The sequence below is a fragment of the Martelella limonii genome (genome assembly GCF_013344475.1).
Classification (GTDB): domain Bacteria; phylum Pseudomonadota; class Alphaproteobacteria; order Rhizobiales; family Rhizobiaceae; genus Martelella; species Martelella limonii.
Map to the genome: position 1 here is coordinate 54,157 of NZ_JABUOU010000003.1, position 19,621 is coordinate 73,777.

At 62.2% G+C, this 19,621-nt stretch carries 19 protein-coding genes; 8 read left to right on the forward strand and 11 right to left on the reverse strand.

Going from position 1 to position 19,621, the window contains the following annotated elements:
* Window positions 1–11 precede the first annotated feature (11 nt).
* Together HPQ62_RS08005 and HPQ62_RS08010 are read right to left on the reverse strand one after the other, a co-directional pair.
* A complete protein-coding gene (locus HPQ62_RS08005) occupies window positions 12–938 on the reverse strand; it encodes a response regulator transcription factor (RefSeq protein WP_174802024.1) in 927 nt (308 codons plus the stop codon).
* Entirely contained in the window at window positions 931–4,305 is a 3,375-nt protein-coding gene (locus tag HPQ62_RS08010) for an ATP-binding protein (RefSeq protein ID WP_174802025.1), read from the reverse strand. Before HPQ62_RS08010 ends, HPQ62_RS08005 begins: the two co-directional genes overlap by 8 nt.
* A 350-nt stretch (window positions 4,306–4,655) precedes the next feature.
* Between HPQ62_RS08010 and urtA the strand changes: the two genes are divergently transcribed.
* The 7 genes from urtA to HPQ62_RS08045 all read left to right on the forward strand — a co-directional run bounded on the left by urtA (window position 4,656) and on the right by HPQ62_RS08045 (window position 11,413).
* Entirely contained in the window at window positions 4,656–5,912 is a 1,257-nt protein-coding gene (gene urtA, locus HPQ62_RS08015; protein ID WP_174802026.1) for an urea ABC transporter substrate-binding protein, read from the forward strand.
* A gap of 81 nt (window positions 5,913–5,993) precedes the next feature.
* Window positions 5,994–6,920, forward strand: a complete 927-nt coding sequence (gene urtB / locus HPQ62_RS08020) for an urea ABC transporter permease subunit UrtB (RefSeq protein ID WP_174802027.1) — start codon at window positions 5,994–5,996, stop codon at window positions 6,918–6,920.
* A gap of 11 nt (window positions 6,921–6,931) precedes the next feature.
* Window positions 6,932–8,065 carry an urea ABC transporter permease subunit UrtC gene (urtC, locus tag HPQ62_RS08025; RefSeq protein WP_174802028.1) on the forward strand — a complete coding sequence of 378 codons (1,134 nt, stop codon included), beginning with the start codon at window positions 6,932–6,934 and terminating at the stop codon, window positions 8,063–8,065.
* 11 nt (window positions 8,066–8,076) lie between these two features.
* On the forward strand, window positions 8,077–8,832 hold the full coding sequence (urtD, locus tag HPQ62_RS08030) for an urea ABC transporter ATP-binding protein UrtD (RefSeq protein WP_174802029.1): 756 nt from the start codon (window positions 8,077–8,079) through the stop codon (window positions 8,830–8,832).
* An 11-nt stretch (window positions 8,833–8,843) separates the two neighbouring features.
* Window positions 8,844–9,533: an urea ABC transporter ATP-binding subunit UrtE gene (gene urtE / locus HPQ62_RS08035; protein WP_174802030.1), complete on the forward strand. Its 690-nt coding sequence runs from the start codon at window positions 8,844–8,846 to the stop codon at window positions 9,531–9,533.
* Between the two features lie 40 nt (window positions 9,534–9,573).
* Window positions 9,574–10,803, forward strand: a complete 1,230-nt coding sequence (gene fmdA, locus HPQ62_RS08040) for a formamidase (RefSeq protein ID WP_174802031.1) — start codon at window positions 9,574–9,576, stop codon at window positions 10,801–10,803.
* A gap of 274 nt (window positions 10,804–11,077) precedes the next feature.
* A complete protein-coding gene (locus HPQ62_RS08045; protein WP_174802379.1) occupies window positions 11,078–11,413 on the forward strand; it encodes an FmdB family zinc ribbon protein in 336 nt (111 codons plus the stop codon).
* 193 nt (window positions 11,414–11,606) lie between these two features.
* Here HPQ62_RS08045 and rplS read toward each other — a convergent pair whose 3' ends face one another.
* The 7 genes from rplS to ffh all read right to left on the reverse strand — a co-directional run bounded on the left by rplS (window position 11,607) and on the right by ffh (window position 16,535).
* Complete coding sequence (gene rplS / locus HPQ62_RS08050; protein WP_174802032.1) at window positions 11,607–12,074, reverse strand: 50S ribosomal protein L19; 468 nt, start codon at window positions 12,072–12,074, stop codon at window positions 11,607–11,609.
* Window positions 12,075–12,232: 158 nt separating this feature from the next.
* The gene (locus tag HPQ62_RS08055; RefSeq protein WP_174802033.1) at window positions 12,233–12,778 is read right to left on the reverse strand and encodes a GNAT family N-acetyltransferase; all 546 of its coding nucleotides are present in this window, start codon (window positions 12,776–12,778) and stop codon (window positions 12,233–12,235) included.
* Window positions 12,771–13,466: a tRNA (guanosine(37)-N1)-methyltransferase TrmD gene (gene trmD / locus HPQ62_RS08060; protein ID WP_174802034.1), complete on the reverse strand. Its 696-nt coding sequence runs from the start codon at window positions 13,464–13,466 to the stop codon at window positions 12,771–12,773. The genes HPQ62_RS08055 and trmD overlap by 8 nt, the downstream gene beginning before the upstream one ends.
* Window positions 13,467–13,470: 4 nt before the next feature.
* Entirely contained in the window at window positions 13,471–14,037 is a 567-nt protein-coding gene (gene rimM / locus HPQ62_RS08065; RefSeq protein ID WP_174802035.1) for a ribosome maturation factor RimM, read from the reverse strand.
* A 230-nt stretch (window positions 14,038–14,267) separates the two neighbouring features.
* Complete coding sequence (gene rpsP, locus HPQ62_RS08070) at window positions 14,268–14,651, reverse strand: 30S ribosomal protein S16 (protein ID WP_174802036.1); 384 nt, start codon at window positions 14,649–14,651, stop codon at window positions 14,268–14,270.
* A 30-nt stretch (window positions 14,652–14,681) separates the two neighbouring features.
* Complete coding sequence (locus tag HPQ62_RS08075) at window positions 14,682–14,993, reverse strand: chorismate mutase (protein WP_174802037.1); 312 nt, start codon at window positions 14,991–14,993, stop codon at window positions 14,682–14,684.
* Entirely contained in the window at window positions 14,994–16,535 is a 1,542-nt protein-coding gene (ffh, locus tag HPQ62_RS08080; protein ID WP_174802038.1) for a signal recognition particle protein, read from the reverse strand.
* 309 nt (window positions 16,536–16,844) lie between these two features.
* Here ffh and HPQ62_RS08085 point away from each other — a divergent pair, with 309 nt between their 5' ends.
* On the forward strand, window positions 16,845–17,873 hold the full coding sequence (locus HPQ62_RS08085; RefSeq protein ID WP_174802039.1) for an MBL fold metallo-hydrolase: 1,029 nt from the start codon (window positions 16,845–16,847) through the stop codon (window positions 17,871–17,873).
* Window positions 17,874–17,924: 51 nt separating this feature from the next.
* Here the strand turns inward: HPQ62_RS08085 and HPQ62_RS08090 are convergent, their stop codons facing one another.
* Complete coding sequence (locus tag HPQ62_RS08090; RefSeq protein WP_174802040.1) at window positions 17,925–18,614, reverse strand: DNA alkylation repair protein; 690 nt, start codon at window positions 18,612–18,614, stop codon at window positions 17,925–17,927.
* Window positions 18,615–18,643: 29 nt separating this feature from the next.
* The gene (locus HPQ62_RS08095; protein WP_174802041.1) at window positions 18,644–19,537 is read right to left on the reverse strand and encodes a DMT family transporter; all 894 of its coding nucleotides are present in this window, start codon (window positions 19,535–19,537) and stop codon (window positions 18,644–18,646) included.
* Window positions 19,538–19,621: the final 84 nt, after the last annotated feature.

A 19,621-nucleotide genomic window follows, 5' to 3' on the forward strand; every position in this document is an offset into this window, starting at 1 on the left:
CAGTCGCCGCCCTAGCTGTCGCGCCACAGCACCCTGACCGCCATGGTCGCCGCCGAGGTCCGCTTGTCCACCATCAGCTTGTTGAAGATCTGTTCCAGATGCTTGTTCACGGTGCGTGGCGACATGGCGAGGATGTCGGCGATTTCCTTGTTGGTCTTGCCGTGGGCGATCCACAGCAGCACTTCGGCTTCCCGGAGCGTCAGGCCGAAGGCCTTGGCGAGCTGTTCCTCATCGGTGCCGCGCTGGCGGTCGACCAGGCGCAGCAGCACCTCCTCATTGCCATCGTCGGACAGAAGCCGGAATTCCATGTCGTGGCCGTTGCGGGAATAGCGCGTGCTTTCGCTGACGGCGCCCTTGGCGCCCTGCCCCTCCAGCCCCGACAGCCATTCGACGATTTCCCAGGGCAGATAGGCGTTCTGGTCGGCGCGGATGCCCGCGCGCTGCATCAGTTCCGCGGCCTGCGGGGTCGACCAGAAGATCTTGCCGTTGCGGTCGCAGGCAACGATCCAGCGCCCGGTGGAATCGAGCGCCTTGCGGGCGGAACGGGCGCGCCGCGCATTGCCGAGATGGACCCGCATGCGGGCAAAGAGCTGGTCGAGCATGATCGGCTTGCTGATGAAATCGACGCCGCCGGCCGTCAGCGCCTTCACCACATGTTCGCTCTCGTTGAAGCCGGTCATGAAGATCACCGGTGTGTCCTCGAAGCCCTGCTCGGCCTTCAGGATCTGGCAGGTCTCGAAGCCGTCGAGCCCGGGCATGATCGCGTCCATCAGCACGATGTCGGGCGCGGTGGAGTTGGCAAGCGAGATCGCCTGCCGCCCGCTGCTGCAGGTCATCACGTCCATGCCCTCGAGCGTCAGCGCGTCGGAGAGCATGCACAGCGCATCGGCGCTGTCATCGACCACCAGTACCCGGCTTGTTTCGGCTTTGTCAGGCATGGTTCACCTCATCAAGGACAGACAGGAAATCGCTCAGCCGGTGGTCGTCCAGGAGCTGGCGCATATGGGCGCAGAACCGCTTCGTTTGCGGTGTCGAGGTCTCGATCTCGGTAAGCATCGCCTCGATCGAGCGGATGAAGCCCATGCGGGCGAGCGTGTGAAGCTGGTTGAGCTTGCTGGTCTCCGGCAATTCCCCGGCAGAAAAAGCCATGCCGGCATCGAGCAGGTCGGATTTGCGCTCGTCATCGGTCCAGACGAGCGGGATCAGGGTCGCAAAATGCTCGAACAGTTCCTCGAAGCTGAAGGGCTTGACCAGATAGGCGTCGCAGAGGCCGGCATAGTCCGGCCGGGTGCGCTCATTGCCGGCATCGGCCGAGACCATCACGATCGGGAGCGCGCGGTCGAAGCGCTTGCGCACCTGGCGCGCCACCTCCCAGCCCGTCATGGTCGGCATGGCGATATCGAGGATCAGGAGATCGGGCGCGTAAAGGGCGAGCGCCGAAAGGCAGGCCGGACCGTCGGAAACTGTGAGGACTGTGAAGCCCAACGGCCGCAGCACGTCTTCGAGAAGTGCCCGCTGCGCCGGATCGTCGTCGGCGACCAGAATGGTGCGGCGCGGCCCTTCATAGCCGCTGACCGAAGTGATCGAGGACGAGGTCTCGACCGGCTCCTTGGCGGATGACAGCATCAAACGGATCGAGACATAGGTGCCCTTGCCGTAGCGGCTGCGCACCACAAGCTCGCCGCCCATGATTTCCACCAGAAGCTTGGTGATGGTGAGCCCGAGACCCGTTCCCGGCGGGCGCGACGCGTTGGCGGGCTGTTCAGCGCGCTCGAACGGCAGGAACACGCGCTCGATATCCGCGTCTGAAATGCCGATGCCGGTATCCTCGATCTCGAAGGTCGCCACCTGTCCGCGATAGGAAAGGGTCAGCCGCACCTCACCCTGATCGGTGAACTTGATCGCGTTGGACAGAAGGTTGATCAGCACCTGCCTGAGCCGCTTGTCGTCAGTGAAGACGTAATCCGGCACGTTGGAGGTGGCGTTGAATTCGAAGCCGATGCCCTTGGCCTTGGCCTGCAGCGCGAACATGTCGACGATCTGGTCGAGGAAGGGACGCAGCGCGATCTTGTGGCGGAAGATCTCGAGCCTGCCGGCCTCGATCTTGGAAATATCGAGCAGACCCTCGATCATGTCGGCCAGATGTTCCCCGCTCCTCTTGATGGTGCGGGCGGCGTTGTGGATATAGACCGGCAGCCCCTTCTGGCGCTCCAGCAGCTGCGCATACCCGAGGATCGCCGACAGCGGCGTGCGCAGTTCGTGGCTCAGGCCCACGACATATTTGCTTTTCGCCTGATTGGCGGATTCGGCCTGCTCCTTGGCCTTCTGCAAAAGCTTGCCGGTCTCGTCATGGGCGATGATCTCGTCCATCAGCATGCGGGTATGCTTGCGCGACTCGTCCTCGGCGAAGTTCCGGCTTTCCTGCGCCAGCACGAACAGCCAGACGATGATGCCGGAGATGATGAACAGGATCACGAACAATTTCCACATCACCGCGGCGATGTGGTGGGCGGGCAGCGACGGGTCGAAGGTGGACTGGAAATAGATCAGCCAGAACACGGTGCCGATCAGCGCGGTGACGATGGTCTGCACCGCGATATAGCGCGCAAGCCGGCTTTCGAGGAAGGCCGCGAGGCTTTTCGGCAGGAAGGCGGTTGCGAAGGTGCGGATCTGGTCCTTCAGCCGCGCATCGGTCTTGCAAGCATCGCCGCAGCGCGCATCGAGCGTGCAGCAGAGCGAGCAGATCGGTCCGGCATAGACCGGGCAGCGCGCCATGTCCTCGCTGTCGAAATGATGCTCGCACAGGCAGCACTGGATGCGCTCGGCGCTTTTCCACTCCGAGGGCGGCGTGCGGGCGATGTAGAACCGGCTGCGGGTAACAAGCGCGATCGCGGGTGAAAGCAGAAAGGGCGCCGTCAGCGCGACATAGATATAGACATGGGCAAGCGTCTCGCCGAAGAAGCCGAAATAGGCGGCAAGGCCGAGAAGCGCCGCCATGCACATGGCGCCGAATCCGACCGGGTTGATGTCATAGAGATGCGCGCGCTTGAACTCGATGCCTGCAGGAGACAGACCGAGCGGCTTGTTGATCACGAGATCGGCCACGATCGTCGCCATCCAGGCGACCGCCACGATGGAATAGAGGCCGAGCGTCTGTTCCAGCGCCTTGTAGACCCCGAATTCCATCAAAAGCAGGCCGAGCATGACATTGAACACCAGCCAGACGACGCGGCCGGGATGGCTGTGGGTCAGGCGCGAGAAGAAGTTCGACCAGGCGATCGACCCGGCATAGGAATTGGTGACGTTGATCTTCATCTGGCAGATGACCACGAAGATGCCGGCCACGCCGAGCGCCAGTTCAGGAGAACCGAGCATTTCGCGGAACACGCTCAGATACATCTGGGTCGGATCGGAGGCATCGTGAAACAGCACACCCTGCTTGAAGGCAAAGAAGGCGAGAAAAGAGCCGCCGAGGATCTTCAGCCCGCCGATCACGATCCAGCCGGGACCTGCCGCCAGAAGTGCAGCCCACCAGCGCAGGTGATTGCCCCTGGTGCGGCGCGGCAGGAAGCGGAGGAAATCCACCTGTTCGCCGATCTGTGCGACGAGCGAAAACAGGACAGCCGAGGCAGCGCCGAAATGGACAATGTCGGCGCTGCCGTCCGCAAAGCCCCACAGCCCCGAATAGCCTGTCCACTGGCGGATCGAATCATGGCTTTGCAGCGCGATGAAGATGAAGGGCGCAAGCTGCAGCACCACCCAGAAGGGCTGGGTCCAGGCCTGAAACCGGCTGATGAAGGTGACCCCGTGGGTGACCAGCGGAATGATCACCAGCGCGCTGACGATATAGCCGATCGACAGCGGCAATCCGGTGCAAAGCTGCAGCGCGGTCGCAACGATCGCCGCCTCGATGGCGAAGAAGATGAAGGTGAAGGTCGCATAGATCAGCGAGGTGACGGTGGAGCCGATATAGCCGAAGCCGGCGCCCCGCGTCAGAAGATCGATATCGACGCCGTATTTGGCTGCATAATAGGCAATCGGAACGCCCATCAGAAAGATGATCAGGCAGCACACAGCGATCGCGGTGACTGCGTTGGAAAACCCGTAGTTGAGTGTGATCGCGCCGCCGATCGCCTCAAGCGCCAGAAACGAGATCGCGCCAAGCGCCGTATTGGCGATCCGCCAGTTTGAAAAACGGCGTACCTTGTAGGCTGTGAACCTGAGCGCGTAGTCCTCCAGCGTCTGGTTCGCCACCCACTTGTTGTAGGTCCGCCGGTTGCGCGGAATACGCTCGGCGGTTGTCACGCCCCGATATCCCCCGTCATCCCACTCTCCTTTGTTGCGCACCTTCCGGGCGGGATCTCACATCAAAAGACGCAAGTTCCGTTCCAGATCACGGCAAGCCGCGCTCGATAAAAATTTAACCCCTGTCGGATGCAGAACCGGCCATTTGTCCCTCGGGCGAATTGGCCTGTCGTTTCAGCCTGATAGGGCCTTCTGCCTTCCAACTGTCCCCGATGCTACGGGTAAAACGCTCCAGGGCATATACGTCAAACGCTCCATTGTTGCGCCGGCTCATTGCTGGCGAACTTCCCCTCAGTTGGCGGCAACAGCCAGCGCAAGACCGAAACCCAGAGACATGAAAAGGCTCTGCCATGAGGGACGAACTTAAGAGACTATCGATTGCGCGGCGGGCTCTGCTTGCCGGGCTGGCGGCGCTGCCGCTGATTGCCACTGCGGCATTCCCCGCAGCGGCACAGGAGTATCCGACAGCCGAGGTCAACACGACCGGGCTTGCGGTGACGGACGATACCGTGAAGGTCGGCATCCTCCACTCCGTCACCGGCACGATGTCGATCAGCGAGACCGGCTCGGTGCAGGCCGAAAAGCTTGCCATCGAGCAGATCAATGCTTCCGGCGGCGTGCTTGGCCGCCAGATCGAATACATCCAGGAAGACGGTGCTTCCGACTGGCCGACCTTTGCCGAAAAGGCGAAGAAGCTGCTGGTGCAGGACAAGGTCGCTGCCGTGTTCGGCTGCTGGACGTCGGCGTCGCGCAAGGCCGTGCTGCCGGTGTTCGAGCAGTATAACGGCATGCTCTACTACCCGACCTTCTACGAAGGCCTCGAGGAGAGCCCGAACGTGATCTACACCGGTCAGGAAGCGACCCAGCAGATCATCGCCGGCATCGACTGGGTGGTGAAGGAAAAGGGCGCCAAGAGCTTCTACCTGCTCGGCTCCGACTATATCTGGCCGCGCACCTCCAACAAGATCGCCCGCAAGCACATCGAAAAGCTGGGTCTCGAAGTCGTCGGCGAGGAATACTATCCGCTCGGCCACACCCAGTTCAACTCGGTCATCAACAAGATCAAGCTGAAAAAGCCTGATGTGATCTACGCGATCGTCGTCGGCGGCTCCAACGTTGCGTTCTACAAGCAGCTCAAGGCTGCCGGTATCGACCTCACCAAGGAAAAGCCGCTTCTGCTGACCATCTCGGTCACCGAAGACGAAATCCTCGGGATCGGCGGCGAGAACATCGTCGGCGCCTACGCCACGATGAAGTACTTCCAGAGCCTGCAGAACGAGAACAATGCCGAATTCGTGGCTGCGTTCAAGGACATGTGGGGCGAGGACATCGTCATCGGCGACGTCACCCAGGCCGCCTATCTCGGCCCCTGGCTTTGGAAGGCCGCGGTTGAAAAGGCCGGCTCCTTCGACATCGACAAGATCAAGGAAGCCTCACCCGGCATCGAGCTGACGACCGCGCCGGAAGGCTACGTCAAGATCCACGACAACCACCACCTCTGGTCCAAGACCCGCGTCGGTCACGCCCTCGACGATGGCCAGTACGAGGTCGTCTACGAGACCGAAGAGCTGATGGAACCGAACCCATTCCCCGAAGGCTATCAATAAGCCTGGCCTGCGCTGCCCTGAAAACGGGCAGCGCCTTTCTTCCCGCATTGATCTGACACGTTTCCAACCGGTGAGGCCACGATGATTGGCGACTATACGATTGGCGAATTCTCTTCCATCATGGCCATGCAGGGTTTTGCCGGCCTCAGCCTGTTCTCCGTCTTCGTGCTGATGGCGCTCGGCCTTGCGATCATCTTCGGCCAGATGGGCGTGATCAACATGGCCCATGGCGAGTTCATGATCCTCGGCGCCTATGTCACCTACATGTGCTCGCATGTGGTGACGGAATACGCGCCGGCGCTGTTTCCGATCTACTTCTTCATCGCGATGATCCTTGCCTTCATGGCCACCTTCGCGCTCGGCGTCCTGGTGGAATGGGCGATGATCCGCCATCTCTACCGGCGGCCGCTCGATACGCTGCTGGCCACCTGGGGCCTGTCGCTGATCCTCCAGCAGGTCTATCGCTCGGTCTTCGGCGCGCGCGAGGTCGGCGTCACATTGCCCGACTGGATGATGGGCTCAGTGGCGCTGACGGACCTGATCGAAATCCCGATCAACGGGTTGTTCGTGATGGTGCTGACCTTCATCGTCGCCTTTGTCGTCTATTTCATCATGTTTCGTTCATCCTTCGGCAAGCAGGTGCGCGCCGTGCTGCAGAACCGCGTGATGGCAGGTGCCGTCGGCATCAACACCAAGCGCGTCGACCGGATGACCTTCGGCCTTGGCTGCGGCATTGCCGGCATTGCCGGTGCCGCCTTCACCATGATCGGCTCGACCGGGCCGACCGCCGGCCAGCTCTATATCGTCGATACCTTCCTCGTGGTCGTCTTCGGCGGCGCGGGCAGCCTGATCGGCACGATCGCATCCGCCTTCACCATCAGCCAGGCCCAGTCGACCATGGAGTTCTTCATGTCCGGCTCGATGGCGAAGGTCCTCACCCTGCTCGCCGTCGTCGGCATCCTGATGATCCGTCCGCAGGGCCTGTTCACCCTCAAGATCCGCCGCTGAGGAGATAAGTCATGAAAGCCTTTGACGTGCTGTTTTCCAAACGCGAGTGGGTGGCCTTCTTCATCCTCGCAGCCCTCATCCTGGTAGTGCTGCCAAGCCTGCTCGACGTGTTCCGCCTCAACCTTGTCGGCAAATACCTGACCTATGCCTTCGTCGCCCTCGGCCTCGTGCTCTGCTGGGGCATGGGCGGCATCCTGAGCCTCGGCCAGGGCATCTTCTTCGGCCTGGGCGGCTACTGCATGGCGATGTTTTTAAAGCTCGAGGCCTCGACGCCGGAAGCGACCGCGATCCAGTCCACCCCCGGCATTCCGGATTTCATGGACTGGAACCAGATTACGGCACTCCCGATCTGGTGGCAGCCCTTCCACTCGCTCGCCTTCACCCTGGTCGCGATCATCGCGGTGCCGATGATCTTCGCCTTCATCATTGGCGCTGCGATGTTCAAGCGGCGGGTCGGTGGCGTCTACTTCGCGATCATCACCCAGGCGATCGCCGCGATCCTGACGATCCTGATCATCGGCCAGCAGGGCTATACCGGCGGCGTCAACGGCATCACCGACCTGCGCACCCTGCTCGGCTGGGATATCCGCACCGACGATGCCAAGGTGGTGCTCTATTTCGTCAACGCCTTGCTGCTGCTTGCCTGCCTGATCCTCGCCCAGGGCGTGCGCATCTCCAAGTTCGGCAGGCTGCTGGTCGCCATGCGCGACCGCGAGGACCGGGTCAGGTTCTCCGGCTATTCCGTCGCGAACTTCAAGATCTTCATCTTCTGCCTGTCGGCCGGTCTCGCGGCGATCGGCGGGGCGATGTTCACGCTCCAGGTCGGCTTCATGTCGCCCTCCTTCGTCGGCATCGTGCCCTCGATCGAAATGGTGATCTTCTGCGCGGTCGGCGGCAGGCTGTCGCTGTTCGGCGCGATCTACGGCGCGCTGATCGTCAACTACGCCAAGACCACCTTTTCCGAGAGCTTCCCGGAGCTCTGGTTGTTTGCCATGGGCGGCCTGTTCATCGGCGTCGTCATGGCCTTCCCGAACGGTCTTGCCGGTCTCTTCCACGACCATGTGGAACCCGCGCTCGGCCGCGCCTTCGGAAAGTTCCGCTCCTCCCGTTCCGACGACACCCCCGCCACCGAACCGGCCCAGTGAGGTAGACGATCATGAACGCCCCCACCGAACAGAAAGACTTTCTCTTGAGCGTCGACCGGCTGACCGTTTCCTTCGATGGTTTCAAGGCGGTGAACGACCTCTCCTTCTATGTCGATGAAAGCGAAATCCGCGTGATCATCGGCCCGAACGGCGCCGGCAAGACTACGGTGCTGGACCTTATCTGCGGCAGGACGCGACCGACCGAAGGCACGATCCGCTTCGACGGCCATGAACTCACCGGCATGGCCGAGCACAAGATCGTGCATGCAGGCGTCGGCCGAAAGTTCCAGAATCCCTCGATCTACGAAGACCTGACCGTCTTTGAAAACCTCGAACTGTCGTTTCCGCGCGGCCGCAACGTCTTTGGCGCGCTGTTCTTCCGCCGCGATGCCGAGGTGCGCGACCGGGTGGAGGAGGTCGCCGAGATGATCTTCCTGAAGGATCATCTCGGCACCGAGGCCGCAATCCTCAGCCACGGCCAGAAACAGTGGCTCGAAATCGGTATGCTGCTGATCCAGAGCCCGAAGCTCCTGATGCTTGACGAGCCGGTCGCCGGCATGAGCGTCGCCGAGCGGATCAAGACCGCGGATCTCTTGAACACCATCATCCGCAACCAGTCTGTGATCGTGATCGAGCACGACATGAAGTTCGTCGAGGACATCGCCCACCGGGTGACGGTGCTGCACCAGGGCAAGGTGCTGTCGGAAGGCTCGATGGCGCATGTGAAGAACGACCCCAAGGTCATCGAAGTCTATCTCGGGCATTAGGAGGCACAATCATGCTTGCAATCGAGAACCTGCATGTCGGCTACGGCCAGAGCGCGGTCATCCACGGCATGAACTTCGCCCTCCAGCCGGGCGAGATCGTCGCCATCATGGGCCGCAACGGCATGGGAAAGACCACGCTGATGAAATCGCTGATGGGCGTGCTGCCGTCGTCCTCCGGCGTGATCCGCATCGGCGATACGCCGGTGCAGACGATGGAGAGCTACCAGCGGGTGGCGGCAGGCCTTGCCTATGTGCCGCAGGGCCGGATGATCTTCTCGTCGATGACGGTGAAGGAGAATATCGAGACGGGCCTCACCGTCACCGACGAGCGCACCGTACCGGAGCATATCTACGAACTCTTCCCCGTGCTTCTGGAGATGAAGGGCCGTCGCGGCGGCAATCTTTCCGGCGGACAGCAGCAGCAGCTTGCGATCGCCCGCGCGCTCGCTTCCAAGCCCAAGGTGCTGCTCCTCGACGAGCCCACCGAAGGCATCCAGCCCTCGATCATCAAGGAAATGGCCCGCACGCTCTGCCGCATCCGCGACGAGATGGGGCTTTCCATTCTCGTTTCCGAACAGGTGCTGAGCTTCGCCCTCGACATGGCCGACCGCGTGCTCGTCATCGAGAAGGGCGAGATCGTCCATGAAAGCCCGCGTGCGGGCATCGACGAAGCCCGCGTCGCCGGCTTCCTCTCCGTCTGACTTCAAAAACCACCGCCCAGCAACTGAAGGAGTAGCAGAAATGACAGACACGCTGATCAAGGTCGATCTCAGCCAATCGCCCCACACCAACGAAAACATCCACAACCGCTGGCATCCCGATATTCCGATGGCCTGCTGGGTCGAGCCGGGCGACGACTTCAAGGTCGAGACCTATGACTGGACCGGCGGCCAGATCAAGAACGACGATGATGCCGCGGACGTGCGCGATGTCGAGCTGGAACAGGTCCACTATCTCTCCGGCCCGATCGGCGTGAAGGGCGCGGAGCCCGGCGATCTTCTGGTGGTCGACATTCTCGATATCGGCACCAAGGAAGACATGCTCTGGGGCTTCAACGGCTTTTTCTCCAAGAAGAATGGCGGCGGGTTCCTGACCGAGCATTTCCCGGAAGCACAGAAATCGATCTGGGATTTCGAGGGCATGTTCACCAAATCCCGCCACGTTCCGGGCGTGCGCTATGCCGGACTGATCCATCCCGGCCTGATCGGCTGCCTGCCGGACCGGCCCATGCTCGACATGTGGAATTCCCGCGAGAAGGCGCTGAAGGACACCGATCCGAACCGGGTGCCTGCGCTCTGCGAACTGCCGAACACCAAGTCCGCCCATATGGGCAAGCTCAAGGGCGAGGAACGCGACAAGGCGGCAGCGGAAGGCGCGCGCACCGTGCCGCCGCGCGAACATGGCGGCAATTGCGACATCAAGGATCTGTCGCGCGGCTCGAAGATCTATTTCCCGGTCTATGTCGACGGCGCCGGTCTTTCCATGGGCGACCTGCATTTCAGCCAGGGCGACGGCGAAATCACCTTCTGCGGCGCCATCGAAATGGCCGGCTGGCTGCATATCAAGGTCAACCTGATCAAGGGTGGCATGGCCAAATACGGCATCAAGAACCCGATCTTCAAGCCGTCGCCGATCGTGCCGAAATATGACGACTACCTGATCTTCGAGGGCATCTCCGTCGATGAAAGCGGCAAGCAGCATTATCTCGATGTCAATGTCGCCTACCGCCAGGCCTGCCTCAACGCGATCGAGTACATGACCAAGTTCGGCTACACCCGCGCCCAGGCTTACGCGATCCTCGGCACAGCGCCGGTGCAGGGGCATATCTCCGGCGTCGTCGATATTCCGAACTCCTGCGCCACGCTGTGGCTGCCGCTCGACATCTTCGAATTCGACATGATGCCGGGCGCCGATGGACCGAAGAAATTCCTCGACGGCGCGATCGACATTCCGCTTGCGCCGGATCTCTGATGGGGAGGGGCGGCCGTTCTTGCGGACGCCGCCTTTCCGCTCTCTCGGGTGTCATGCTCGGGCTTGACCCGAGCATCCAGGCCATGCGGAGGATGTCGCCTGGACCCTCGGGTCAAGCCCGAGGGTGACACCCGGAAGTGGGGCAACGCCCCTTTCTTTGGAAGAGCCGCGCATGCTCCTGCGTCCTGGCATCTTCAGTTCAAGACGAAAGGCGATCGCGACGAAAGTACAGCGGTCACATGACCTGCTCATGCACATTCACGAGGACCAGAACATGCCGAATTACGATTACAACTGCCCCGATTGCGGATCCTTCACCGAAACCCGTCCGATGGCACTCTCCGGCGAGCCCTGCGATTGTCCCGCATGCGGCACGGCCTCGCCGCGCGCCTTCTTCACCACGCCGTTCTTCGCGATGATGGATGGCGCGACCCGCACGGCGCTTGCCACCAATGAGCGCTCCTCCCATGCCCCCAAGACCTCGAAATCGCTCGGTCACGGCCCGGGTTGCGGGTGCTGCGGAGGCGGCAAGAAGGCGTCGAAGACAGTCTATCGCGCAGACGGCGCGAAGAGCTTCCCCTCGGCGCGGCCCTGGATGATCGGACACTGATCCGCCAGACGCTGCAGTTCCGGCGGTCTTCACCCGGCCAAACGGCGCCATGCGCGGGCTGGGCCCGGGCGCCCTCGCCCTGCGGCGCGCGCTGAAACACCGCTTGTGCGGCAGCGATCGCGCACAGGGTGCAAACGAAAAAAAAGAGCCGCACGGTGGCGGCTCCTTTCAAACTTCATGAAAAAAGGAAAGCTTACGCTTCGTTCGCCTTCTCGGCGGCAGCGGCTTCCTTCTCGGCCTTGGCGGCAGCGCGGGCAGACGCTGCTGCTTCGCGGGCGTCGTCGTTCAGGCGACGCGAACGGATCGAGGTGTTCTCGGCGATACGGGCCGACTTGCCGCGACGGTCGCGCAGGTAGTAGAGCTTCGCGCGACGGACCTTACCGCGGCGAACGACTTCAACGCCTTCGACCTGGGGCGAGTAAACCGGGAATACGCGCTCGACGCCTTCGCCGTAGGAGATCTTGCGAACGGTGAAGTTCTCGTGGATGCCGCCGCCGGAACGGGCGATGCAGACGCCTTCGAAGGCCTGTACACGGGTACGGGTACCTTCCGTCACGCGCACGTTGACGCGCACGGTGTCGCCGGCTTCGAACGGGGGCAGTTCGCGCAGTCCATTGATGCGCGCGGTTTCTTCAGCTTCGAGCTGCTCGATGATGTTCATCGGTCTTACCTCTTGTCAGTCTTGCTTCAACAGCCAGAGCGCCCGACAATCATCCTTTGGTCAAAGCCGCCGGATTGGCCTTCTCGGCCGGGGCGTTACGCGGTTCTTCATTTGGGTAACCGGAAAACACCGGTCAGGGCGGGCCTATAGACGATTTTTCAGGCCCTGTCACCCTTTTTCGCGCGGTTTTCCCACTCCGGACGCAGGAGCCCCATCATCGCCGTGTTCCAGCGCGCATCGGCAAAGCGGGCGGAAGACCTTCGAACCCCTTCCAGCCTGAAGCCGAAGGCCTGGTACGCGCGGATCGCCGCTTCATTGAAATCGTAGACGTTGAGCTCCAGCCGCTCGATCGCCGGGTCCTTCAGCGCTTCATCGACGAGACAGGCAAGCAGCGGGCGGGAAAGCCCCTTCCCCCGCATCTCGGGCGAAAGCGCAATCCGGCAGAGCCGCGCGATACCATCGGCCCTGTCAAGGGCCAGCTGGCCGTGACCGATCACCTGGTCGCCCTGCATCACCTTGTAACACGGCCATTCCGGCCTCTCGCCCCGGGAACGCATCACCATGGCGGAAAGCTGTGCGTGGTCCAGTGGGAAGGAAAGCCGTGTTCCGCCCCATTCCGCCAGAGCGCGGGCATTGTCGAACCAGCTTGCCAGCAGATCGAAATCATCCTCGCCGAATGCAACAAGCCGGACCTGATCAGTCATCGCTGCTGCCTGCAGGCAGAAGGTCGGGCCTGCGCGCGCCGGTGAGCTTCACAGCCTCTGCAGTGCGCCACCTGTCGATCGCAGCATGGTTGCCCGAGGTCAGCGCCTCCGGGATGGTTCGGCCTTCCCATTCGGCAGGCCGCGTATAATGGGGATGTTCGAGAAGCCCCGCCTCGAAGCTCTCGTGGGTGCCCGATTCGGCGTTCCCCATCACGCCGGGCAGAACCCGGACGACGGCATCAAGAAGCGTGAGCGCTGCGGGCTCGCCGCCCGACAGGATGTAGTCGCCTATCGAAACTTCCTCGAGCGCGCGGCCGTCGATCACCCTCTGGTCGACGCCCTCGAAGCGGCCGCAGACGATCACCGCGCCGGGGCCTGCAGCAAGTTCGCGCACCCGCTTCTGCGTCAGCGGCCGCCCGCGCGGGCTCATCAGCAGGCGCGGCCGGCCGTCATCGGCAGAGACCGCATCGATCGCCTTTGCCAGTATATCGGCGCGCAGCACCATGCCGGCGCCGCCCCCGGCCGGCGTATCGTCAACGCTTCTGTGCTTGTCGTCGGCAAAATCGCGGATATTGACGGCCTCGAGCGACCAGTCGCCGCGCCCGGCAGCCTTTCCGGCCAGCGAAAAACCCAGATGGCCCGGAAACATTTCCGGATAGAGCGTCAGTACGGTCGCCTTGAAGGACATCGCGTCAGTTGCCGCGCGTGCCGGGAAAGTCGGGGCCGTCCCCGTCGTTCTCGTCGATCAGGCCGGCAGCGACAGGATCGATCAGGATACGCCCGTCCTCGAAGTCGACTTCGAGCACGGCATTCTCGTTGAACGGGATCAGGACAGGACGGCGGCCCGGGCCCTTCAGTTCCAGAAGGTCGCCCGCGCCGAAGTCAAAGATCGCGCTGACGGCGCCATAGGCATTGCCGGCCTCATCGAAGACATCGAGGCCTTCGAGATCGGCGTAGAAATATTCTTCGTCATCAAGCTCGTCATCCGGCAGGTTTTCGCGCTCGATGAACAGGTCGAGGCCGCGAAGCGCCTCGGCGGCGTCACGATCATTGACCCCGCGAAAGCGGATCACGATCATGTTGTTCTTGCCCGGCCGGGTTTCGAGGATTTCGAAGGAGCGTCCGTCTTCTGCATGGAGGTGGCCGTAATCGCCGACCGTCAGCGGATCGGCGGTGAAGCAGCGAACCCTCACCTCACCGCGCAGCCCCTGCGCCGCGCCGACGGTTGCCATCAATACCGGGTCTTTCAGCTTCGCCATGATCGAACGTTCCGTTTCAGATGTTTCTATGCCCTTTCTGGGCAAAGGAAAAGGGCCGGACGCAAGCGCCCGGCCTCAGACTTCTTGAGAAAGCGTCCGTCCCGCATCCCCGTCCCTCAGCCACCCGCGGGCTCGACCCGGGCATGACGGCTGAGGGCATGGCATAAGGACGGCGGCGGCGCGGATCACAACGGGACGACCCCACGATGAACCACGCCGAGAGACCTTGCTTATTCAGCAGCGCCTTCGCTTGCTTCAGCGGCAGCAGCGGCGGCTTCTTCAGCCTTCTGCTTCTTCTCGGCAGCGCGTTCTTCGGCCTTCTTGCCGGGCTTTGCCTTGTTCGGGTTGTTGCGAACCTTGCGCTCGGCAATGCCGGCTTCGGCGAGGAAGCGCAGCACGCGGTCGGTCGGCTGAGCGCCGGTGCCAAGCCAGTACTTCACGCGCTCGGCATCGAACACGACGCGGTCTTCTGCGTCCTTCGGCAGCATCGGGTTCCAGGAACCGAGCTTCTCGATGAAGCGACCATCGCGCGGGGCGCGCTCGTCGGCAGCAACGATGTGGTAGTACGGACGCTTCTTGGAGCCACCGCGGGCGAGACGAATCTTGATAGCCATTTTCTTTTCTCCTTAGGGCCTTTTGGCCTTTTACTTTTCGATGCCGCTGTGTTCGGCGGCGATCTGCTCATGGTGCCGGATGACTTCCTTGATGATGAAATTCAGGAATGTCTCGGCAAAGTCGGGATCGAGGTCGGCGCTTTTCGCCAGAGCCCGAAGCCTCGAAATCTGCTGTTCCTCGCGCGCCGGATCGGCGGGGGGAAGGTCATGCTCGGCCTTCAGGTGGCCCACTGCCTTGGTGCAGCGGAACCGTTCGGCCAGGATATGCACCAGTGCGGCATCGAGATTGTCGATCGACTGGCGGTATTGCAAAAGCTCTCGGCGGATTTCCGTTTCGTTCATTTACTTCTTCCCCTTGCCGAAACCGAAGCCGCCAAGCCCCGGAAGTTTCGGCCCTCCCAAACCCGGAAGACCACCGGACGGCAGGCCGCCCCCAAGGCTTCCGGCCTGTTTCTGCAGTTCGGCAAGCTGGTTGGCATCGAGCTTGGAAAGGTCGGGCATGCCGCCCATTCCACCCGGAAGACCACCCGGCATTCCACCACCGCCGCCGAGCATGCTCATCATCTGCTTCATCTTGCCTTTGCCCTTGCCGCCCATGGCCTTCATCATGTCGGCCATCTGGCGGTGCATCTTCAAAAGCTTGTTGATGTCGGCAGCGGACGTGCCCGAGCCCGCGGCAATGCGCTTCTTGCGCGAATTCTTCAAAACGTCGGGATGGGCGCGCTCATATTTCGTCATCGAGGAAATGATGGCGAGTTGGCGCTTGAAGACGCTGTCGTCCATGCCGGCGGCGGCGAGCTTGTCCTTCATGCCGCCCATGCCTGGCATCATGCCCATGATGCCGCCCATGCCGCCCATGTTCTGCATCTGCTTCAGCTGCTCGGCCATGTCGTCGAGGTCGAACTTGCCCTTGGCCATCTTCTCGGCCATGGCCTTGGCTTTTTCAGCGTCGATCGTCTCGGCGGCCCGCTCCACCAGCGAAACGATATCGCCCATGCCGAGAATACGGTCGGCAATGCGCTTCGGGTGGAATTCCTCGAGCGCATCCATCTTTTCGCCGGTACCGATCAGCTTGATCGGCTTGCCGGTGACCGCGCGCATCGAAAGCGCCGCGCCGCCACGGCCATCGCCGTCCATGCGGGTCAGCACGAGACCGGTGATTCCCACGCGGCTGTCGAAGTTGCGCGCCAGATTGACGGCGTCCTGACCGGTGAGTGAGTCAGCCACCAGCAGAATTTCATGCGGGTTCGAGACCTTGCGGATTTCCGCCATCTCGACCATCAGCGGTTCGTCGATATGGGTGCGGCCGGCGGTATCGAGAATCACCACGTCATGGCCGCCGAGCTTGGCGGCCTGGACGGCGCGCTTGGCGATCGCGACCGGATCCTGCCCGGCGATCACCGGCAGCGTGTCGACCTTGGTCTGTTCGCCGATCTGCTTGAGCTGTTCCTGGGCGGCCGGACGACGGGTGTCGAGCGAGGCCATCAGGACCTTCTTGCGGTCGCGATTGGTCAGCCGCGCGGCGATCTTGCCGGTGGTCGTGGTCTTGCCCGAGCCCTGCAGGCCGACCATCATGATCACGACAGGCGACGGCGCGTTGAGATCGATGGTGACGCCCTCGGCGCCCAGCATCTCGACCAGCTCGTCATGAACGATCTTGACGACCATCTGGCCGGGCTTGATCGACTTCAGAACATCCGCGCCAACGGCCTTTTCCTTCACCTTCGCGGTGAAGTCGCGCACGACTTCCAGCGCAACGTCTGCTTCCAGAAGGGCGCGGCGAACCTCGCGCAGGGCAGCCGCAACATCGGCTTCCGAAAGCGCGCCGCGTCCGGTCAGTCCCTTGAGGACGGAACCAAGGCGGTCCTGGAGGTTTTCAAACATGGCCCATTCCCTTTTCGTTTCAGCTCAGGCCGAAACGTTGGCACAGCAGCCGCCAAATACAAGACGCAAAGCAAAAATCCATCCGAGGGCGCATCGCGCTGTCGGATGTTGACCTCCGGGCTCTCTTTATACCTTTTCGGGTCCCGGTCGGCTGCTGAACGTCTTGTCTGTCAGCTAATTGAGGGCGGATAAACAGGAAGTACGCGGCAAAGTCAAGTCTTGTGGCCGGCCTGCCCATGGAACTTTCACGCCGGCTGCAACATATAACGGTATCCGCACCGCAACGGGGCAAGGAAGGCGTTACTTCACATGATACCGGCCAGAACCATTTTTCAACTCAAGAATCGCTATTACACCGGTCCGAAAAGCGACCATTTCGACGGGACGCTGTTCTTCAATCCGCAGGGCATGAACCCGCCCGGTTTCCGCGAAGTCGTCAAATGGCAGGTGAACCACAAGAAGTCGCCCTGGCCCAAACATGTCGAACACCGCTACACGCCCGCAAAGCCGGACGAGCGGGTCACCGGCAATGGGATGCGGGTCACGTCCGTCGGCCATGCCACGCTGCTGATCCAGGTTGCGGGCGTCAATATCCTGACCGATCCGATCTACACCGAGCGCGCAAGCCCGCTCGATTCGCTCGGACCGAGGCGGGTTGCCAAGCCGGGTATCAATTTCGACGACCTGCCGCCGATCGACATCGTGCTGGTGACCCACAACCACTACGACCATCTGAGCCTGCCGACGCTGGAACGGCTCGACAAGGTCCACAAGGCCCGGATCATCACGCCGCTCGGCAATGACACCATCATCCGTTCCAGGCTGCCCGATGCCGATATCACGGTTCTCGACTGGGGCGGCCAGGCGCCGTTGAAGGACGGCCTGCGCATCTTCGCAGAACCCTGCCACCACTGGTCCGCGCGCGGCATCACCGACCGGCGCATGGCGCTCTGGGCCGCCTTCGTGATCGAGACGCCCGCAGGCCTGATCTACCATATCGGCGACACCGGTTTCGACGATGGCCGCCACTACAGGGCCGTTGCCCAGAAATATGGCGGCTTCCGGCTCGCCAACCTGCCGATCGGCGCCTATGAGCCGCGCTTCTTCATGAAGAACGAGCATCAGGATCCCGTCGAGGCTGTCACCGGATTTCAGCTCTGCAACGCGGCCTATGCATGCGGCCACCATTTCGGCACGTTCCAGTTGACCGATGAGGCGATCGACGCACCGGTGAAGCTTCTGAAATCCGCCCTGAGAGATGCAGGCATCGATGAAAGCCGCTTCAACCCGCTCACGCCCGGCGAGGCCTTCGACATTCCGGAGACAGGCGAAAGCTAGAAAAGCAGGGGCAGACCATGTGCTGCGCGCCGACAGCATGCTGGACTTTTTTCAGCTTTTGAGCCGCGAGAGGCGTTTCGGGTCACAGAGATATTTCTCCGCATCCCGGCCGACCCAGCGCCGGGTACGGTCGTCAGAAAGCGCCAGACGCTGCGCGACCGCCATCGCCGCCTCATGACAGGCCATGTTGCGCATGCCGATATTGCGCAGCGCCCAGTTGACGGCCTTCTTGACGAAATTGCGATCGTCGCCGGCATGGGCTTCGATCAGCGGCAGGAAGGAAACAAAGGTTTCATCCGGCGCCTCCTTGCAATGAACGGCGGCGCCCGCGATCATTGCAAAGGCCGTGCGGCGGACGAATTCGCGGTCATCTGCGGCAAAGCGGGCGATCATCGCCGGATCAAGGCCCGCCTCCACGAACAGGTCGGCGGCCATATCCACGGTCTCCCAGGACGTGAAATCTCCGGCGAGCGCAAACATCGTTTCGGCCGTGAGCCGGTGAGGATCAAAGGTCAGCAGGGCAAGCAGCTTCGCCTCGCGGACCGGACTTTGCCAAAGTTCCAGCGCGCGGGCATGATCGTTTCCGATTTCGCGGGCGATCTGGCGGAGGGCCGGATTGGAAAGCCCGATTGCGCTTTCGGTCCTGATGCCGACCCGGTCCATGCCGGCGATCAGCGCAGGGTCTGCCCTTTCATTCAGGGCTGCGATCACAGCCTCCGCCGATGAACCACGTGACAGCATTGTCTTGCCTCCAAAAGCAAGCGCGCCCGTCAACGCCCTCCCGATGGCATTGACAGGACGGCCTGGCGCTTCTTCAGCGCATGCTCGCGCCAGATGGTGAACAGGCCGGCACCCACGACGATCAGCGCGCCGATGATCATGTTGGTGGTCAGCGTTTCGTGAAACAGAAGCACGCCGAACAGCAGGCCATAGACGAGCTGCAGGTAGATGAAGGACTGGACCGTGACGGCCTCGGTGATTTCGAGCGCGCGGATCAGGCAATAATGGCCGGCAATACCGGTAAAGCAGAGCGCGATCAGCCAGAACCAGTCCACAAGCAGCAGTTCCTGCCAGAAGAACGGCCCGATCAGGCTGGTGACCGCCATGCCGACGATGCCCGTGTAGAACAGGCTGACCTCGGCGCCGTCATAGCGACCCGCAAGCCGGGTAAAAAGCGAATAGAAGGCAAAGATGCAGCAGCTTGCAACCGGGATCAGCGTGGCCGACGAGAACTGCTCTCCCAGCGGATCGATGATGATCAGCACGCCGACAAGGCCGGTGATGATGGCGAGCCACCGACGCCAGCCAACCCTTTCGCCAAGGATGGGCACGGAAAGCAGCGCCACGACGAGCGGCGCGGCCATGAAGATCGACTGGCTCTGCGCAAGGCCCACGATCGCGAAGGAGAAGATCGAGACAAGGATCTGCACGACCAGGAGAAAGCTGCGCCCGATCTGCAGCCCGAGATGCTCGGTCCTGATCGCCGCGAAAAAACCGCCCTGCCCTCGTGCGGCCATCACCACCACAAAGGCGGCAAACGCCCAGAACCGCACCATGGCAATGAAGAACGGCGAATAGAGCGGCCCGAGGTGACGGGTGATCGCATCCTGCGCGGAGAAGATCGAGACCGCAGCAAAGGCAAGAAGGATGCCGGACACCTTCATGCCAGCGCTCCAGCCCGCGCGGCGGGACTTGAGGGACGGTTCGGATCGATGGCGCTGGCGGGCATTTCCGGTGGACTTTCGAAG

Coding starts and splice junctions, on each gene's coding strand:
- HPQ62_RS08005 (WP_174802024.1), bottom strand. CDS start 938: ATGCCTGACAAAGCCGAAACAAGCCGGGTACTGGTGGTCGATGACAGC.
- urtA (WP_174802026.1), top strand. CDS start 4,656: ATGAGGGACGAACTTAAGAGACTATCGATTGCGCGGCGGGCTCTGCTT.
- urtB (WP_174802027.1), top strand. CDS start 5,994: ATGATTGGCGACTATACGATTGGCGAATTCTCTTCCATCATGGCCATG.
- urtC (WP_174802028.1), top strand. CDS start 6,932: ATGAAAGCCTTTGACGTGCTGTTTTCCAAACGCGAGTGGGTGGCCTTC.
- urtD (WP_174802029.1), top strand. CDS start 8,077: ATGAACGCCCCCACCGAACAGAAAGACTTTCTCTTGAGCGTCGACCGG.
- urtE (WP_174802030.1), top strand. CDS start 8,844: ATGCTTGCAATCGAGAACCTGCATGTCGGCTACGGCCAGAGCGCGGTC.
- fmdA (WP_174802031.1), top strand. CDS start 9,574: ATGACAGACACGCTGATCAAGGTCGATCTCAGCCAATCGCCCCACACC.
- HPQ62_RS08045 (WP_174802379.1), top strand. CDS start 11,078: ATGCCGAATTACGATTACAACTGCCCCGATTGCGGATCCTTCACCGAA.
- rplS (WP_174802032.1), bottom strand. CDS start 12,074: ATGAACATCATCGAGCAGCTCGAAGCTGAAGAAACCGCGCGCATCAAT.
- HPQ62_RS08055 (WP_174802033.1), bottom strand. CDS start 12,778: ATGACTGATCAGGTCCGGCTTGTTGCATTCGGCGAGGATGATTTCGAT.
- trmD (WP_174802034.1), bottom strand. CDS start 13,466: ATGTCCTTCAAGGCGACCGTACTGACGCTCTATCCGGAAATGTTTCCG.
- rimM (WP_174802035.1), bottom strand. CDS start 14,037: ATGGCGAAGCTGAAAGACCCGGTATTGATGGCAACCGTCGGCGCGGCG.
- rpsP (WP_174802036.1), bottom strand. CDS start 14,651: ATGGCTATCAAGATTCGTCTCGCCCGCGGTGGCTCCAAGAAGCGTCCG.
- HPQ62_RS08075 (WP_174802037.1), bottom strand. CDS start 14,993: ATGAACGAAACGGAAATCCGCCGAGAGCTTTTGCAATACCGCCAGTCG.
- ffh (WP_174802038.1), bottom strand. CDS start 16,535: ATGTTTGAAAACCTCCAGGACCGCCTTGGTTCCGTCCTCAAGGGACTG.
- HPQ62_RS08085 (WP_174802039.1), top strand. CDS start 16,845: ATGATACCGGCCAGAACCATTTTTCAACTCAAGAATCGCTATTACACC.
- HPQ62_RS08090 (WP_174802040.1), bottom strand. CDS start 18,614: ATGCTGTCACGTGGTTCATCGGCGGAGGCTGTGATCGCAGCCCTGAAT.
- HPQ62_RS08095 (WP_174802041.1), bottom strand. CDS start 19,537: ATGAAGGTGTCCGGCATCCTTCTTGCCTTTGCTGCGGTCTCGATCTTC.